Annotated in this window: 1 protein-coding gene; it reads right to left on the bottom strand. The window is 69.2% G+C overall.

What is annotated here, in order from left to right; all coding sequences use genetic code 11:
- The coding region (locus tag J5M67_RS27660; RefSeq protein WP_207888574.1) for a VOC family protein at nt 1-543 on the bottom strand (543 nt) is incomplete at both ends.

Below are 543 nucleotides of genomic sequence, written 5' to 3'. Positions count from 1 at the left end.
GTACAGCAGGTGATGGCGGCGCAGCGTGTCGATCGTCTCGTCGGGCAGCGCGTAGCGTGCGGCGAGATCGTCGTAGTAATTGCGCGGAATCCGCAGGAACGGCACGCCGTCGGCGGCGAATTCGGCGATCGCCGCGACGATGTCGTCCGCGCGGAACGCGACATGATTGAGCCCCGTGCCGCGATAGCGCTCGAGCGACCGGACGACGGCCGTATGCCGGTCCACCGACGCATTGAGCGCGATGCGCACCGAGCCGTACGGGCTCGTGCGCAGCCGCGCGGTGCGCACGAGCCCGTACGGGTCCGGCACGAGCCAGTTGCGCTCGGCCTCGAAGCCGAACGCGGTCTTGAAGAACAGCACCCACGTATCGAGCGCGTCGGCGGGCAGCGCGAGGCACCCGTGATCGATGCCGGCGAGCGGGCCGACTTCGCTTGGCCCGTCGATGTCGGTCAGCACTAAATCTGATTCGTACAGCGTCGGCGCGCCGGGCGCCTCGTCGACGACGTAGTTCAGGCTGCCGTCTGGCGCGCGCACGCTCGGCAG

Source organism: Pseudomonas sp. 30_B (assembly GCF_017491605.1).
Classification (GTDB): domain Bacteria; phylum Pseudomonadota; class Gammaproteobacteria; order Pseudomonadales; family Pseudomonadaceae; genus Pseudomonas.
The sequence above is the reverse complement of the archived record's forward strand: the minus strand, read 5'-3'. Positions and strand labels throughout refer to the sequence as shown.